Raw genomic sequence first — 14884 nt, forward strand, 5'->3', positions numbered from 1 at the left:
CTCACACCTGCAACACGCTTGAGACCAGCAACTGCGTGTACGCATGTTGCGGATCGTCCAGCACCTGATCGGTCAGGCCGGATTCGACCACGTGACCGTCTTTCATCACCATCAGCCGATCCGCCAGCAGGCGCACCACGGCCAGATCATGCGTGACGATAATGGCGCTCAACCCCATCTCGCGCACCAACCCGCGCAGCAAATCCAGCAGACGCGCCTGAACCGAAACATCCAGCCCGCCCGTCGGCTCATCCATGAACACCAGCCGAGGCCCGGTCACCAGATTGCGTGCGATCTGCAACCGCTGCTGCATCCCGCCGGAAAATGCGGTGGGACGGTCATCGACTCGGTTCGCTTCGATCTCGACCCGGCCCAGCCAGTCGATGGCCTTGTCGCGGATGTCACCATAGTGACGGTCGCCCACGGCCATCAGACGCTCACCAATATTACCGCCCGCGCTGACAGACATACGCAGCCCGTCGCGGGCGTGCTGGTGGACAAAGGCCCAGTCGGTGCGACCCAGCATCCGGCGCTCGGGTTCCGACATCGTCACCGTGTCCACCGGCCCGTCGGTTCGCGTATCGAAAACAACCCGCCCCCCGTCCGGTTCCAGATGACCGGCCAGACAATTGAGCAACGTCGACTTGCCCGAGCCGCTTTCGCCCACAATTCCCATCACCTCACCGGGATAGAGATCAAAGCTGACGCCGGTACAGCCGATCCGGGTGCCATAGGTTTTGCGGATATTCTGAACGCTTAACAGCGGGGTCATGGGGTTACCTCGGATCATAGGCAAATTCGATCCGGTTGCCTCCGGGCTCTCGGATCATGAAATGGATTTTTGGCCCAGCACCCGAAGGTTCGGGGGCAAACTCCAACTGAACGCCGGGCCAGTCTTTCACAGCGGCAAACACCACATCCAAAGACTCGCGCGATGGGATTTTGAACGCCACATGGTGCAGCCCGACATTGGCATGACGATCAAAGCCGTGCTGATTTTCGCCCTTTTGTTGCCAAAGGGTCAGAACCGCCGAACCGTTGCTGATAAAGGCCGAGGGGTACTCGGGCCGTCCACCAACCACATCCCAGCCCAGCGCCTCAACAAAGAACGCCTTGGTCGCCTCAAGGTCCGAAACCGTCAGGCCAAGATGATCAATTCCCAGAACGTGTTCGCGTATCATGCTGCGTCTTCCTTGGCCAAACGCCCCTCATGTCCAGCCGCGCGGCGCGAGCGGCAGTAATCGGTGTCGGAGCAGACAAACATCCGGTTGCCCGCGTCATCCATGATCACCTCGTCCAGATAGCTGTCTTCGGCCCCGCACAGGTCGCAGGGGTGATCAGCTTTGGTCGCCTCGAACGGATAGTCCTCGAAGTCTAGGCTGACGACCTTGGTGTGCGGCGGCACCGCATAGATGCGCTGCTCGCGCCCCGCGCCGAACAGCTGGATCGCGTCCATTTCCAGCTTGGGGTTATCGAATTTAGGGATCGGAGACGGATCCATCACATAGCGCCCGGACACTTTTACCGGATAGGCATACGAGGTCGAAATCGCCCCGTGCTGGCTGATATCTTCATACAGTTTCACATGCATCAGCCCGTATTCTTCAAGCGCGTGCATCTTGCGCGTTTCCGTCTCACGCGGTTCCAGAAAGCGCAGAGGCTCGGGAATTGGCACCTGATAGACGAGGATTTGATCCTCGGTCAGTTCCGCCTCGGGGATCCGGTGGCGGGTCTGGATGACAGTGGCCTTTTCGGTTTCTTCGGTGGTCGCGACCCCGGCGGTATTCTCAAAGAACTTACGGATCGAGACCGCATTGGTCGTGTCGTCCGCGCCCTGATCAATCACCTTGAACGTATCATCCGGCGTCAGCGTCGCGGCCGAGACCTGCACCCCGCCGGTACCCCAGCCATAAGGCATCGGCATCTCGCGGCTGGCAAAAGGCACCTGATATCCGGGTACAGCCAGTCCTTTGAGGATCGCCCGCCGGATCATCCGCTTAGTTTGCTCGTCGAGATAGGCGAAATTGTACTCGCTCATAGTATTCCTCTCTCGGACAATTCGGCTTCCAGTGCTTCGGTGCCGACAAAATGAATAGCGTCCATTCCCACGGCACACGCACCTTCGACATTGTGCAAGCCATCGTCGATGAACACGCAGTCTTGGGGCTTAACAGCGGCACGTTCGCAAAGAAGTCTAAAAATACGCGGGTCGGGCTTCATTATGCCTTCCTGACCGGACACCACTAACGTGCCGAACACCTCACCCAACCGGGGGTGCACCTTCAAACCCTCTGGCCAGGTTTCAGCCGACCAATTGGTGATGGCGTGGACGGGGGTTCCATTTGCCTTGAGGCGATCGAGGATATCCCAAGTACCGTGCACCGCGTTTTGGACGGTGAGGGTATATCGCTCCACGTAGGAGGCGAACAGGTTTTGATCCTTTGGGTCCGCCAACTCTTTGGCCATATCGGAGAACAGCTCGCCATTGTCTCCCCGCGCGTTTTTGGCTTTGAACCCGGTGCGTTCGATAAAGGCATGGGCGGCGTCCTCGGACCCCAGATCGTCAACCCAGGCAAGATGGGGGTGCCAATCAACCAATACGCCGCCGATATCGAATACAACGACCTTCATTCCGCAGCCTCCTTTGGGGTAATCCGTTCCTCAGCCTCGCGGCGTAGTTTACGGACCAGTTCCAGTTCGGACTGGAAATCCACGTAATGAGGCAGTTTGATGTGTTCCAAGAAACCGGTGGCCTGAATGTTGTCGGCATGGCTTAGGACAAATTCCTCATCCTGTGCAGGCGCGCCCAAATTGTCCTCGCCCAGCTCCTTCCAACGCAGCGCGCGATCGACCAGAGCCATGGCGATAGACTTGCGCTCGGACTGACCAAAGACCAGACCATAGCCACGGGTGAACTGCGGCGGTTCTGTTTTCGAGCCCTTGAACTGGTTGACTGTCTCGCATTCGGTTAGTTCAACCTCACCAATCTCAATGGCAAAGCCCAGCTCGGGAATGTCCATTTCGACGGCGACTTTTCCGATCCGCAACTCTCCCACAAAAGCGTGGTTGCGGGCGTATCCGCGCTGGGTTGAGTAGGCCATGCCTAGCACGAACCCCTCATCGCCGCGTGTCAGTGATTGCAAGCGCAGCGGGCGGGTGGAGGGAAACTCCATCGGTTCGCGGGTCAAGTCGCCCGGCAGGTCGTCGCTAGTGGGTTCGTCCTGAATGATATCTTCACCCTTTAGGAACTCGGCAATGTGAGGCGTAGGCTCGGTACGCGGCCCGGCCATGGGTGCAACCGTGTCGTTGCCATCTGCAGCTAGTTTGAAATCCAGCAGCCGGTGGGTGTAGTCAAAAGTCGGCCCCAGCACCTGCCCGCCCGGAGCGTCCTTGAACGTGGCCGAGATGCGGCGGTCGCAGGCCATATCGCCCGTCTGGACAGGGTTGGAATAGCCAAATCGCGGCAACGTGGTGCGATAGGCGCGGATCAGAAAGATTGCTTCGATCAGATCACCACGCGCCTGTTTGATGGCCAGCGCGGCCAAATCGGGATCGAACAGAGAGCCCTCGGCCATGACCCGATTTACCGCAAGGCTCAACTGTTCTCGGATCTGGGCGATCGACAGTTCGGTGATATCCGTTGATCCCCGCCGCTCCTCTGCTAACCAGGAATGCGCGTTGTCGATGGCTTTTTCGCCGCCCTTGACCGCTACGTACATTCTTATGATCCCGCCGTTATTTGCGTGCTGCGCGGCAAGGCCGCGACTTTGTCTCTGCAGGTGAAAAAGAAATCACATCCCAAAGGATAAAGAGCCGAATTGTCCTGAAAGACCGCGACATCCGGTAAAGACAATTCTGACCGGTCCCGAATACCCGGCCCTGTCAGTATTGCCCCGTTCTGCGCAAGCGTTTCACACTCGATAATCAGAGTAGCCGAGCGGTCAGGATATTCCGGTGTGCCTATGCGATAGTTGGAATTGCGTTGCAGGTCCGCCCATGCCCCTACTGCAAAATCCGCGCTGGACGCTTCGACAATCGGCGCGCCGGTGTGAAAGGTCAGCCATTGGCGCACTGCGTCAGTGTCTGCTGCGCCCGCGAGAAAGACCCTTGTATCCGGGTCACACAAGGTCAGCAACAAAGTACCCGCTGCTTGAGACAATGGCTCGGGTGGGCGCGCGCCAGCAATTGATCGGATTTGGCCAGGTCGCGCCATGACCGTCATTGCGGCCCGAAAGGCGTGGGCCGCCTCGATCGGGGCATTCGCAAAACCACCTGAGAATTGAAGATGCGCGCTCATCAGTCTTCTCCTCGGACCAGAGTAAAGAATTCGACCTTTGTCGCCGCCGCCTTGGCCGCCCGCTTGGCTCGTGCGTCCTGCATCTGCCTTGACAAAGGGGCGATAATTTCGGCGCGGATGGTCTCGGCCGTTGCTGTCTGCATCAGCGCGTCAACAAGGGCAGCGACTTCGGCTTTGGGCTTCGACCGGCCCTGAACATAGCCATGACCGACGGCCCCGCCCTGCAACACCAGCGAACACCGGGTTACGGTCATTTCACCAAGATTGAACGGAGCCCCCGTGCTGCCGGTGCGCCCCCGAACCATTACCCCGCCAATCTCGGGCGCGCGTAGCCATTCAAATGTCGGGCGCAGTTGGACTTTGTCCCAAAGGGCCATCAGCGCGTCCTCGGGCGCGCGGGCCAACACGCCCATCCATTGCCGACGTTCTGCATCCGTTGGTTTATCGAGATCTGCCATCAAACCCTCTTGGCTGGGTTGTCTACTTGCACTATACAACTAGACAAATAATACATCTTAACCCCGCGGGCCGCAATCCGCTTACTTGTGAAGATTTAGTGACATGGGCAAATCGCCAGTTTGGAAAAGCATCGCTCTTAGCCTGACAACCGACATTGCAGAAGGCCGCTATAACACTGGTGATCGCCTACCGACTGAAGCGCAGCTGGCTGCCAAATACGGGGTCAATCGCCATACGGTCCGCAGGGCTTTGTCAGATCTGTCTGACCAGGGCTTGGTACGCTCGAGACGAGGAGCCGGAGTTTTCGTGACGGCGCGCCCGACGGATTACCCCATCGGGAAACGCGTACGTTACCACAAGAGCATTTCGGCCAGCGGCAAGATTCCTGGCAAGAAAATCCTTACCCTTACCACTCGAACGGCTGATGTGGCCGAAGCTGAAGCTTTGGAACTATCCGAAGGTGAAGCCGTTCATGTCTACGATGGTCTTTCCCTGGCCGACGGTCAGCCGATCGGGCTTTTTCAAAGCGTCTTTCCAGCTGGGCGTCTGCCGGGCATTCTTGCCGCACTGGTAGAGACCCGGTCGGTGACCAAAGCGCTGCAGCAATGCGGGGTCGAGGATTACGTTCGTGTATCGACACGGCTGACGGCCCGCGCCGCGACGCCAACACAAGCGCTGCATCTGCAACTCAGCGAAGGCGCTCCGGTCCTGTACTCAGTGGGCGTAAACGCAGATACGAACGGAATTCCCGTTGAATTCGGACGAACCTATTTTGCAGGCGAAAGAGTCACACTAACGATGGACAACGAGTAGGCGACCAGAACGCTCCCGCCCGTCTTCGCCCTCCTTCCGGAGGTCTCATCCCGTTGGGCGTAGCGCCGCGCAAAGCGCGGCGCCCGGTCCAAGGCCGCCAGAGCGCGTCGGCGAAGCCGATGCGCACGCGGGCGCGAGAGCACATGTCAAACAGGTCCTCGGCCTATTCGTATTTCTCCAAAAAGGCTTCGGCGACGAGCATTCGAAAGTCCGGCAAGGCGGCTCGTAAACGCGCGTTGTCCCAATCCCACCACGCCAAAGTTAACATACGCTCTGCTACGCCATCCGGGTAGCGTGGACGGATCAGATCGGCCGTAACCCCACCCACAATGCTGTAAGGCGCAACGTCTTTGGTGACGACCGCACCAGAAGCAATGATTGCTCCGTGACCCACGGTAACTTCGGGCTTGATAATAGCTGCATGGCCAATCCATGTGTCATGGCCAATTTCCGTCACCCGGCTTGCGCGATGCTGGAACCAATCCGCGTCATCTTCGGCGTCATCCCAGTAGTCTGCTGAACGGTACAGAAAATGATGCAAGGAAGCCTTGGCATACGGATGATCCGTCGCACCGATCCGGGTAAAGCTGGCGATGTTCGCAAACTTGCCGATCCGCGCATTTGCAATGTCACACGTTCGGTCGCAATACGAATAATCCCCGAAGATCGCGTTTGCCAAGCGCGTCCCGGCACCTATTTCGACGTATTCCCCAAACGTGCTGTTGGTGATCGCACAATCGGGATGGATGAATGGCTGATCCGCTCGCAGTCTTGGCATGAAAGTTCCTCTGGACCAACACTCAGGCGGTCTTGGTTCTTACCCGTTTGGATTTCGTTTCGCCCTGGATCAATCGGCGGCGCAACCAGCCCGAGAACCAATCCATCAGCATCACCATCAGGATGATCAGAACGATGTAGTAGGCAACCTCTTCCCAGTCTTTCTGGGTGATAATCGCCTGCGTCAGCAACAAGCCGATCCCACCGCCCGTAATCGCACCAATCACAGTGGCGCTGCGTGTGTTGGATTCGAGGAAATAGAGCAACTGGCTGAGCAGCACCGGCGTCACCTGCGGGATCACCCCGAACCGATAACGTTGCGGCGCGTTGGCCCCGGTCGATTGGACGCCTTCGATCTGTTTTTGATCCACATTCTCCAGCGCTTCCGAAAAAATCTTGCCGAACGTCCCCGTGTCTGTCACCAGAATGGCCAGCGCACCAGTCAGCGGACCGGGTCCAAAAGCCCGCGCCAGAACGACGGTCCAGATCAGAGCGTCCACACCGCGCACAAAATCAAACACCCGGCGCGTGAGAAACCGAACCGAACGCAACGGGTTGAAATTGCGGGTCGCAAGGAAAGCCAGCGGCAGGGCCACCATGCCCGCCCCCAATGTTCCCAGGAAGGCCATCAGGATCGTCTCGAAAATGGCCCAGGCCACGTCCTGATGGCGCCACATCTTGTTGGTCCAGAAATCATTCAGGATCGCGCCCGCCTCACCATTTGCGGCCAGCCCCATGAGTTGCGGGAACGACTTGCCATAGTAGGGGCTATCGAGGGTGAAGAAGAACAGCTCCCACCCGTTGAAATAGCGGAACACTTCGGACCGGTTGCGCGTCACGGTCAGTCGACCCGCATCCGTGGTGATCGCCATCCGGTTCTTTGAGACATTGATCCAGTCGGGCACGTCGCCTGCGGGCAGCTCGGCCTGAACGCCCGCCGAACGGGTCGGCGTGGCACGCACCGTGCCATAACCGGGTATGTCATATTCCACCGTCTCGGGGCCGAACCGCACGATATGGCCGTCTTCCAAATCAATCACCGTAGTCTCGCCCAGAGCGACCCAATCCGGCGCTTGGCCTTCGGGATAAGCGCCCTTGCGCTCACCTTCGATTGCGGCCGAGACTTCACCTGTGCGATTGTCACGCTCGATGTGGGTTTTGTAACTGTAGCTGTCAGCCACAAGCGTCTTGCCGTTTTCCCAGTTGGCGCGTCCGGCCAATCCGGGCACGTCGAAAGCGAAAAACACATAGGTCAGATAGACCAGCACCAACGCAGGCAATCCAAAATTGATCAGGCGCTTTCGGCTGAACAGACGATCAGCCTCGGCCTTCAACTCATCAAGGGTGAGGTCAGTGGCGAAGGTGCTCATGCCCGCGCTCCTTTCTCGGTTCCGTGGGTCAGGCGATCGCGCAGATGGCCCGAGATTTGGTCGACCACCACAATTGTGACGAACAACAGCAAGAAAATCGCGGCAGCCTGATCGTACTTGCCCTGCCCCCAGGACATCGAGTTGCGCAGCTCATAGCCAAGACCACCTGCACCGACGAAACCCAGAATGGCCGAGGCGCGAATGTTGATCTCGAACCGCAGCAGCGCGTAGCTGACATAGTTCGGCCCAACCTGAGGGATCACGCCCAGGTACATGCGCTGCGACCAGTTCGCGCCGACCGAAGCCAAACCCTCGACAGGTTTGAGTGAGGCGTTCTCATTTACCTCAGAAAACAACTTGCCCAGTGCGCCAGCCGTATGGATTGCAATGGCGATCATCGCCGGAACCGGGCCACCACCCAGAATAAAGATCAGGACCAGAGCGATCACGATTTCAGGGATTGCGCGGCAGATATCGGCGATACGCCGGAACAGGGGGATCAGCGCAGGCCAAAGCGCCATTCCACGCGTGGACATCAGCGCCAGGAATGTACCTGCGATGGTACCGATCAGCGTAGACGCAGCGGCAATGTTGATCGTCTCGACCAGCGCCGGGAAAAACTTGACCAGATTAGCAGGCAGCGCGTCGATCTTTTCCCAGGCTTCGGACAGCACCTCTGCCGGGTAGTCAAAGATACGGTGCCAACCATCCGCGAAACTGCCCGCGTTGCGGTCATCCGCTGTGCGGAACCCGGCGGCCATCAAAGCCACGAAAACGATCAGAAGAATACCACCATAGACCCGCTTGCGTCGTGTCATCTCGGTATAGTCGGCCCGGATCTGGTCGACGGTCAGGGACCCTGCGGTCAGGTCTGTCATGGAATGCTCCTGAGTGGAAAACGGGGCCCGGCTTGGAACACCGGACCCCGGTCTTAGGGGTGTGCAGGCTTAGTTGGACTTCAGCTTGCGTGCTTCGATAATGACTTCGTAGGCTTCGTGGGTGATCGGCTCGAACGCGCGGGCTTCACCAGCAGCAACGCCGTAGAAGCATTCACGGTCTTTCTCAGCCAGACCAGCCATCAGAGCGGTCATTTTCTCTTTGACATCTGCAGGCAGTGCGGTGCGCAGAACAACCGGGCCTTCGGGGATCGGCTTGGATTTCCAGATTTCGACCATGTCGTTCATGTCGACCAGACCGGCATCAACAGCGCGACGCAGCGCGCCCGACTGATACCCATCTTCCCAATCGCCCAGACCGTCCGCCCAGGTCACGCCGCCATCGACGTCACCGTTGTTCACGGCAACGATGGTCTGCTCGTGGCCACCGGTGAATTTCACCTCACCGAAATAGTCGCCCGATTCCATGGTGGAACCCGTTGCCGCAGGGATTTCGATCGACGGGATCAGGTAGCCCGAGGTCGAGTTCGGATCGCCAAAACCAAAGGTCTTGCCCTTCATGTCCTCCAGCGAGGTGATGCCGCTGTCTTTGCGCGCAAAACCGATCGAGAAATAGCCATAACCGCCATCGGTGTTGACCTTGACCAGAACCGGCTCGACCGCTTCGGGATCAGACAGGTAGGTTTTCGCATAACCCGAAGCACCCAGCCACGCCATGTCGATGGTGCCACCCAGCAGGCCCTGGATCACGCCGTCATAGTCCGCCGGTGCGAACAGCTTGGTTTCAACACCCAGTGTTTCCTCGGTGTATTCGCGCAGGCATTCGTTGTTGTTCAGACGGTCCTGAGCGTTCTCACCGCCCAGAATGCCGATGCGGAATTCGTTGATATCCGCGGCCAGGGCCGGCGCGGCCATTGCAGTTGTGGCCACCAGGGCTGCCATCAGTTTTTTCATCTGTCTCTCTCCGGTTTGATATGCCGGCCTTTCATCGGCCGGTCGATGAAAGGGGTGGTTGGCTTAGATGGTTGCTTCCGCTTCCATCAGGGCCTTCTGAGTCGCATCCAGCGTCTCAATCTCGGTCGATGTCGCCTCTTCCGAGAAGCTGGCATCAGCGCCATAGATCTCGCGGGCGACGCCGGTTGTCAGTTGCTCGGGCAGGCCGTCGAACACGATGCGACCGTCACGCATACCGACAACGCGGTCGCAATAGCGGCGCGCAGTATCCAGCGTGTGCAGGTTGGCGATGACTGTGCGGCCGTCTTCTTCATGGATGCGGCGCAGTGCCTGCATGACGACCTGCGCATTCATCGGATCCAGCGAGGCAATGGGTTCGTCCGCCAGAATGATGCTTGGGTCCTGCATCAGCGCGCGCGCGATGGCGACCCGCTGTTGCTGCCCACCTGAAAGCGCCTCGGCGCGTTTAGGCGCGTGTTCTGCAATGCCCAACCGATCCAAAATGTCGATGGCGCGGTGGATATCGGCAATAGGAAACAGGTTGAACATGGTCGCCAGCGTAGAATGGCGGTTCAACGTACCGTGCAAAACGTTCGATACCACGTCCATGCGCGGCACCAGATTGAACTGTTGAAAAATCATCGCGCAATCGGCCTGCCAGGCACGCTTGTCGCGGCCCTTCAGCTTGGTGACATCACGGCCACCGAAAAGGATTTCTCCGTCGCTCGCGTCGGTCAGACGGTTGATCATCCGCAGCAGGGTCGACTTCCCTGCCCCCGAACGACCGATGATGCCAATCATGCAGGGTTTATCTATTTCCAACGTGGCTGAATCGACTGCGACGTTTTCACCGAAGCGCTTGGTCAGTTTCTTGATGTGCAGCACAGGCCACCCCCAGTTCGTGTTGGCGGTCTGCTAAAGGCAATCTTCAACGGCTATGTGTAACTTGGGTGAAAGTTTTGTAACGCAGCGCCAAAGATCGATGGCTCTACACTTCTGCGCCTACCGCAGGTATATGCGGGCCGACTCTTAGACACTGAAACGAGGCCACACATGTCCTTTGACCGCAGCATCAAGATCGCACCGTCGATCCTCTCCGCCGATTTCGCCAATTTCGGGGCCGAGATTCAGGCGATCGAAGCGCAGGGGGCCGATTGGGTCCATGTGGACGTGATGGACGGCCATTTCGTTCCGAACCTGACCTTCGGCCCGCCTGCGGTCAAAGCCTTTCGCCCACATGTGAAGACGGTGATGGACGTCCATCTGATGATCGCTCCGGTCGACCCTTACATTCAAGCCTATGCCGACGCCGGGGCCGATATCCTGACCGCGCATGTTGAGGCAGGGCCGCACACTCACCGAACCCTGCAAGCGATCCGCGCTGCTGGCATGAAGGCTGGTGTTGCCCTGAACCCCGGCACCCCGGCCGAAGCGGTCGAGCACTTGCTGGACCTGACCGATCTGGTCTGCGTCATGACGGTGAACCCCGGTTTTGGCGGTCAAAAATTCATTGATATGACAGCCAAAGTTCGCCGCCTGCGCCAGATGATCGGCGATCGACCTGTCCATATCGAGATTGATGGAGGCGTCGACCCAAACACCGCACCGTTGGTAGCAGCCGCTGGTGCGGATGTTCTGGTCGCTGGCTCGGCAGTATTCAAGGGTGGCTCGGTTTCCAACCTTGAAGTCTATGGCGAAAACATCCGCAATGTGCGCGCGGCAGCAGAGTCAGCGCTTTAACAAGGCGCTTCATTGCGCGTGCTGCACATCGGATATGAACAATCCGGGCTACCTGAGCATCCTTCAATCGTTTAGATGCCGAAGGTCCATTTCAAAACCTGCGATACACGTTCATGGCTAAAACAACCACACTCCGCCCGTATACCGCCTACCCGGTCGGGTTTGTCGGCATCCTGCCCCAAAAACTGCGCATATTACAGAACCGGGTCGCCACGGCCCGGTCTTCAGTGCGCCGAATTCGCGCATATTGGTTGATGAACGACAACGAGCTGCGCGCACGTGGCCTGAAACGCGAAGACATCATTCGTCTGGTGCTTGCTGACGTCATCTAGCACAGCACCAGTCCTTGGCTGGCGCAGACCGGATTTTGATAGCCAGGCAGTATATCCACACCCTGCCCGGTCGAGTGTTCTTGGTTTACTTGCTTCTCTGAACGATGCGCGACAGCTTGGCGTCTCGATAATCAAATCTCGGGCCTTCAAACGGTGCGAAGATTGCATCGCAGTCGGTCGCCTCGGGCGAAGGTGGCCGAATAAAATCGTGTAGTTCAAATCCATGCGCAGCCATAACGGCTACAAAATCACTGAACTTATAGCCACCTTCATAACGGCGCCGGACCGAGACCTCGGCCAAGACAAAGGCGCAGTTTTTCAGCATTTCTGAAGCGCCCTTGATCACCTCGACTTCGAAACCCTCGGTATCAATCTTCAACCCATAGGGCCCCTGATAGTCCACGGCGATGTCGTCCAACGTCCGAACCGGGACATGACGTTCCTCGATGGCCTTAGTATGGGCACGCGCAGCCTCGTCAAATGTCATCATGGTAGCTCTCGTGCCCATGGAACGATGGCCGACTGTTGGAATACGCAACGTCGTTTGCCCGGCCTGGGAGCCGACTCCGCAGGCATGAAAGTCAAAGTCGATCTTGTCGCTCCAATTTCGTCTCAGCTTGTCCTCATACTCAGAGATCGGCTCGATCAACACGAATTTCGTCGTCGGAAAAGCCTCGTACAGGTGCGCCGTCCCACCGGCGACACCGACATCGAAAACTGTCGCAACATCGAACCCCAGACCTGCGATGTAACTGCCTGTCTCTTTGTCAGGGGAAACTTGGTACCCTCGACGTTTCAGACGTCGGGTCAAGCGTATTTCGGTGTCGTCCATTCTTAAGCTCTCCTATGCGCGGGGAAGGCATCCCATGCGACAGCACGGCTAAAGAAACACCATGACTGACAAAGCACAATCGGGAATCTCGTTGGTGGAATGGAATATGCGTTCCCAAATAACCTATTTGCAAAACGCAGCAGTATAAGCGGTTGAATCAACATCAGGGCCTGAGATTATTCGGCGATTAGTCCCATCCGCGCCGCCGCATACTCAAGACCACTACAATCAATACGGGCGCTGTCGAAATGACTTCCTTCGTCCGTCATCGCAGTGAGAGCACCATCAAGTCTTACCCTGCAACCAGACTCGAGTTGACGCCTCTGCAGTTAAACCGATCAACCATACCTTAGTTCTTTACAAGCCAAGGCTCTTCGACCCTCAGACCTTGATAGACTGCGTGCATGAAAAGATGGGCAATGACAGGGTCTGTTGAAAACGGGAAAAACTGCAGTTTGCCTTCTTCGACGCCTTCCTCAGCCTCGTAGACAATCTCGTCCCCCTTGACGGTTACAAGCACTTTGAGGCCCGCCAAAGTCTCTGGATTTACAGACGTGGGATCGTCGGACAAGATCACAAAATCCGCAACTTTACCGACCTCAATTGAGCCCTTGCTGTCCTCTTCAAAGTGCTGCCACGCGGGCCAGATCGTCATCGCCTTCAAGGCGGTCATGACATCAACCCGCTGATGCGGCCCAAGAATATCACCCGATCTGGTGCGGCGGGTCACCGTTGCCGCAAGAACACGCATACTGTCTGGAAAGGCGACGGGCGCGTCGTGATGCGTGCCAAAAATCATATCCCGTTCGCGGAGCCATCCAGTGGGCGAGATATTGTCGGCGTTCACTGGTCCAACAGTATGATCACGGTGCCAGTCGCCCCAATAGAAAGTGTGCATCGGGAAAAGTGATGGAAAGACCCCGAGGCGCTTGAAGCTGGCCACTTGATCTTCCCGCAGAAACTGCCCGTGCACCAGAACCGGGCGGTTGCCCGGATCGCCATATTTGAGTTGCGCTTCTTCCAGTGCGGCAATCAGCATGTCCGACGCGCCTTCTCCGTTTGAATGCACGAGGATCTGGAACCCATTCTCATAACACCAGTTCACAGCGTCCTGCAGTTGATCCATTGTTATTGCAGCATATCCTGCGTAGCCGGCATCATAGGTGCCGACTGGATCATAGTAGGGACGATCCCGCAAAGCAGTAAAACCCTGCGGTGACCCGTCGATTGTAAGTTTGCAGCCGCCGACCCGAACCCGGTCGACGTAGTCCGCAGAGGTGTTATCGCGAATATAATCCCGGGCCTCCAATACGTCAGGAAACGCGACAACGTCGATGGGAAGTCCTTCTGTGGCACCGACCTTTCTTAGTACCTCTACGATCTCACCAGAAGATCGCCCCTCTTGTCCGGTCGTATATCCAAACTTGGCCCAAAGGTCGGCTCCGGCGCGGGCGAAGGCCACCAGACCTTCCTCACCCAGATTCCCCAGCATCGGCACAAGAACCGAGAAAAAAGCATATTCCTCCAGAACACCGTTAGGTTCGCCTTCTTCATCGCGCTGAATCACGCCACCCGGAGGAGCTTCTGAAGCGGCTGTAATGCCAGCCAACTCCAAAGCCCTTGTGTTCGCGACTCCCAGATGCCCGGACTGATGGATAATTATGACGGGCAAGTCCCTGGAAACTACATCAAGGTCTTCTCGCGTGGGATGACGCAGCTCTTGCAGTTGAGCGTTGTCGTATCCAAAACCAACGATCATTTTCACCTGTTCGACGGCCTCTGAATTCTCTTTTGCCCAATTCGACAATGCGGCTTGCAGGCTGGCGATATCCGTGACTTCTCCGTCAGGCGGCGAAAGCAGGTTGGCCGACAATGCCTGCAGCCCGCCCATCACAACATGTCCATGACTGTCAACAAAGCCCGGAAGAAGTGCGCGCCCATTCAGATCGAAAGTTTGTGTGCCCTCACCTTCATGCACAAAGAGATCAGACAGAGATCCAACCGCCAGAATACGACCGTTCTTGACCGCGACCGCTTGGACGGAAGGGAGTGCATCATTCATCGTTATAATAGGGCCGCCTGAATAAATACGATCGGCAATTTGTTCTGTTAACGCACAAGTGGCTGAAAAAGAAATTGCAGCGGCAAAACAAAGCGAACGTATTGCTAAAGGCATCCTAAGGTTCCTTTTCAATCCAAACATTTCAATGTGATATATTTTAGCATCAATTTGAGCCTCGCCAAAAACGAAAAAGGCCGCCCCTTTTGGGACGGCCTTCATTCGTTCAACGATGTCCCGGGCTGAAGCCCGGCCTACCGTGATTACTCAGTGATTTTCGACACAACACCGGCGCCGACGGTGCGGCCGCCTTCGCGGATCGCGAAGCGCAGGCCCTGCTCCATCGCGATCGGCG

General features: G+C 57.5%; 18 protein-coding genes. 3 read left to right on the forward strand and 15 right to left on the reverse strand.

The features are described from left to right. Position 1: 1 nt before the first annotated feature. Genes phnK through phnG form a run of 7 tightly spaced genes read right to left on the reverse strand, consistent with a single transcriptional unit; the run spans position 2 to position 4755 of the window. Positions 2–772, reverse strand: a complete 771-nt coding sequence (phnK, locus tag ACR0DX_RS10105; RefSeq protein WP_170354808.1) for a phosphonate C-P lyase system protein PhnK — start codon at positions 770–772, stop codon at positions 2–4. A gap of 4 nt (positions 773–776) precedes the next feature. Next, positions 777–1181: a VOC family protein gene (locus ACR0DX_RS10110; RefSeq protein ID WP_170354807.1), complete on the reverse strand. Its 405-nt coding sequence runs from the start codon at positions 1179–1181 to the stop codon at positions 777–779. After that, on the reverse strand, positions 1178–2038 hold the full coding sequence (locus tag ACR0DX_RS10115; RefSeq protein ID WP_170354806.1) for an alpha-D-ribose 1-methylphosphonate 5-phosphate C-P-lyase PhnJ: 861 nt from the start codon (positions 2036–2038) through the stop codon (positions 1178–1180). Before ACR0DX_RS10115 ends, ACR0DX_RS10110 begins: the two co-directional genes overlap by 4 nt. Further along, positions 2035–2631 carry an HAD family hydrolase gene (locus ACR0DX_RS10120; RefSeq protein WP_170354805.1) on the reverse strand — a complete coding sequence of 199 codons (597 nt, stop codon included), beginning with the start codon at positions 2629–2631 and terminating at the stop codon, positions 2035–2037. The genes ACR0DX_RS10115 and ACR0DX_RS10120 overlap by 4 nt, the downstream gene beginning before the upstream one ends. Then, positions 2628–3719, reverse strand: coding sequence for a carbon-phosphorus lyase complex subunit (locus tag ACR0DX_RS10125; protein WP_480846006.1), 1092 nt, complete (start codon positions 3717–3719; stop codon positions 2628–2630). Before ACR0DX_RS10125 ends, ACR0DX_RS10120 begins: the two co-directional genes overlap by 4 nt. Positions 3720–3721: 2 nt before the next feature. Beyond that, a complete protein-coding gene (phnH, locus tag ACR0DX_RS10130) occupies positions 3722–4297 on the reverse strand; it encodes a phosphonate C-P lyase system protein PhnH (RefSeq protein ID WP_170354802.1) in 576 nt (191 codons plus the stop codon). Then, complete coding sequence (gene phnG, locus ACR0DX_RS10135) at positions 4297–4755, reverse strand: phosphonate C-P lyase system protein PhnG (RefSeq protein WP_170354800.1); 459 nt, start codon at positions 4753–4755, stop codon at positions 4297–4299. The genes phnH and phnG overlap by 1 nt, the downstream gene beginning before the upstream one ends. 103 nt (positions 4756–4858) lie before the next feature. On the opposite strand from phnG, the gene phnF reads away from it, so the two are divergent. After that, a complete protein-coding gene (gene phnF, locus ACR0DX_RS10140; protein ID WP_170354798.1) occupies positions 4859–5569 on the forward strand; it encodes a phosphonate metabolism transcriptional regulator PhnF in 711 nt (236 codons plus the stop codon). Between the two features lie 163 nt (positions 5570–5732). Here phnF and ACR0DX_RS10145 read toward each other — a convergent pair whose 3' ends face one another. From ACR0DX_RS10145 to phnC, 5 genes are all read right to left on the reverse strand, one after another. Then, positions 5733–6347, reverse strand: coding sequence for an LbetaH domain-containing protein (locus ACR0DX_RS10145; RefSeq protein WP_170354796.1), 615 nt, complete (start codon positions 6345–6347; stop codon positions 5733–5735). Between the two features lie 22 nt (positions 6348–6369). Further along, the gene (phnE, locus tag ACR0DX_RS10150) at positions 6370–7716 is read right to left on the reverse strand and encodes a phosphonate ABC transporter, permease protein PhnE (RefSeq protein WP_170354794.1); all 1347 of its coding nucleotides are present in this window, start codon (positions 7714–7716) and stop codon (positions 6370–6372) included. Then, positions 7713–8594, reverse strand: coding sequence for a phosphonate ABC transporter, permease protein PhnE (gene phnE, locus ACR0DX_RS10155; protein WP_170354792.1), 882 nt, complete (start codon positions 8592–8594; stop codon positions 7713–7715). The genes phnE (ACR0DX_RS10150) and phnE (ACR0DX_RS10155) overlap by 4 nt, the downstream gene beginning before the upstream one ends. Positions 8595–8663: 69 nt before the next feature. Beyond that, entirely contained in the window at positions 8664–9566 is a 903-nt protein-coding gene (phnD, locus tag ACR0DX_RS10160; RefSeq protein ID WP_170354790.1) for a phosphonate ABC transporter substrate-binding protein, read from the reverse strand. Positions 9567–9629: 63 nt separating this feature from the next. Next, a complete protein-coding gene (gene phnC, locus ACR0DX_RS10165) occupies positions 9630–10451 on the reverse strand; it encodes a phosphonate ABC transporter ATP-binding protein (protein ID WP_170354788.1) in 822 nt (273 codons plus the stop codon). Between the two features lie 168 nt (positions 10452–10619). On the opposite strand from phnC, the gene rpe reads away from it, so the two are divergent. Both rpe and ACR0DX_RS10175 read left to right on the forward strand, forming a co-directional pair. Continuing rightward, positions 10620–11306, forward strand: coding sequence for a ribulose-phosphate 3-epimerase (gene rpe / locus ACR0DX_RS10170; RefSeq protein WP_170354786.1), 687 nt, complete (start codon positions 10620–10622; stop codon positions 11304–11306). A gap of 113 nt (positions 11307–11419) precedes the next feature. Next, positions 11420–11638 (forward strand): hypothetical protein, encoded by a 219-nt coding sequence (locus ACR0DX_RS10175; RefSeq protein WP_170354785.1) that lies wholly within the window; start codon positions 11420–11422, stop codon positions 11636–11638. Between the two features lie 85 nt (positions 11639–11723). Here ACR0DX_RS10175 and ACR0DX_RS10180 read toward each other — a convergent pair whose 3' ends face one another. The 3 genes from ACR0DX_RS10180 to ACR0DX_RS10190 form a co-directional block, all read right to left on the reverse strand. After that, positions 11724–12470, reverse strand: a complete 747-nt coding sequence (locus ACR0DX_RS10180; RefSeq protein WP_170354784.1) for an FkbM family methyltransferase — start codon at positions 12468–12470, stop codon at positions 11724–11726. Positions 12471–12819: 349 nt separating this feature from the next. Next, a complete protein-coding gene (locus tag ACR0DX_RS10185; RefSeq protein WP_480846011.1) occupies positions 12820–14532 on the reverse strand; it encodes an amidohydrolase in 1713 nt (570 codons plus the stop codon). Between the two features lie 260 nt (positions 14533–14792). Further along, a partial coding sequence (locus ACR0DX_RS10190; protein WP_480495899.1) for an EF-Tu C-terminal domain-related protein occupies positions 14793–14884 on the reverse strand: 92 nt, incomplete at its 5' end.

This window comes from Ruegeria sp. D3 (assembly GCF_056534465.1).

Bases quoted from the DNA above. Each gene is read 5' to 3' on its own strand.
- phnK (WP_170354808.1), bottom strand. From the start codon at position 772: ATGACCCCGCTGTTAAGCGTTCAGAATATCCGCAAAACCTATGGCACC.
- ACR0DX_RS10110 (WP_170354807.1), bottom strand. From the start codon at position 1,181: ATGATACGCGAACACGTTCTGGGAATTGATCATCTTGGCCTGACGGTT.
- ACR0DX_RS10115 (WP_170354806.1), bottom strand. From the start codon at position 2,038: ATGAGCGAGTACAATTTCGCCTATCTCGACGAGCAAACTAAGCGGATG.
- ACR0DX_RS10120 (WP_170354805.1), bottom strand. From the start codon at position 2,631: ATGAAGGTCGTTGTATTCGATATCGGCGGCGTATTGGTTGATTGGCAC.
- ACR0DX_RS10125 (WP_480846006.1), bottom strand. From the start codon at position 3,719: ATGTACGTAGCGGTCAAGGGCGGCGAAAAAGCCATCGACAACGCGCAT.
- phnH (WP_170354802.1), bottom strand. From the start codon at position 4,297: ATGAGCGCGCATCTTCAATTCTCAGGTGGTTTTGCGAATGCCCCGATC.
- phnG (WP_170354800.1), bottom strand. From the start codon at position 4,755: ATGGCAGATCTCGATAAACCAACGGATGCAGAACGTCGGCAATGGATG.
- phnF (WP_170354798.1), top strand. From the start codon at position 4,859: ATGGGCAAATCGCCAGTTTGGAAAAGCATCGCTCTTAGCCTGACAACC.
- ACR0DX_RS10145 (WP_170354796.1), bottom strand. From the start codon at position 6,347: ATGCCAAGACTGCGAGCGGATCAGCCATTCATCCATCCCGATTGTGCG.
- phnE (WP_170354794.1), bottom strand. From the start codon at position 7,716: ATGAGCACCTTCGCCACTGACCTCACCCTTGATGAGTTGAAGGCCGAG.
- phnE (WP_170354792.1), bottom strand. From the start codon at position 8,594: ATGACAGACCTGACCGCAGGGTCCCTGACCGTCGACCAGATCCGGGCC.
- phnD (WP_170354790.1), bottom strand. From the start codon at position 9,566: ATGAAAAAACTGATGGCAGCCCTGGTGGCCACAACTGCAATGGCCGCG.
- rpe (WP_170354786.1), top strand. From the start codon at position 10,620: ATGTCCTTTGACCGCAGCATCAAGATCGCACCGTCGATCCTCTCCGCC.
- ACR0DX_RS10175 (WP_170354785.1), top strand. From the start codon at position 11,420: ATGGCTAAAACAACCACACTCCGCCCGTATACCGCCTACCCGGTCGGG.
- ACR0DX_RS10180 (WP_170354784.1), bottom strand. From the start codon at position 12,470: ATGGACGACACCGAAATACGCTTGACCCGACGTCTGAAACGTCGAGGG.
- ACR0DX_RS10185 (WP_480846011.1), bottom strand. From the start codon at position 14,532: ATGAATGATGCACTCCCTTCCGTCCAAGCGGTCGCGGTCAAGAACGGT.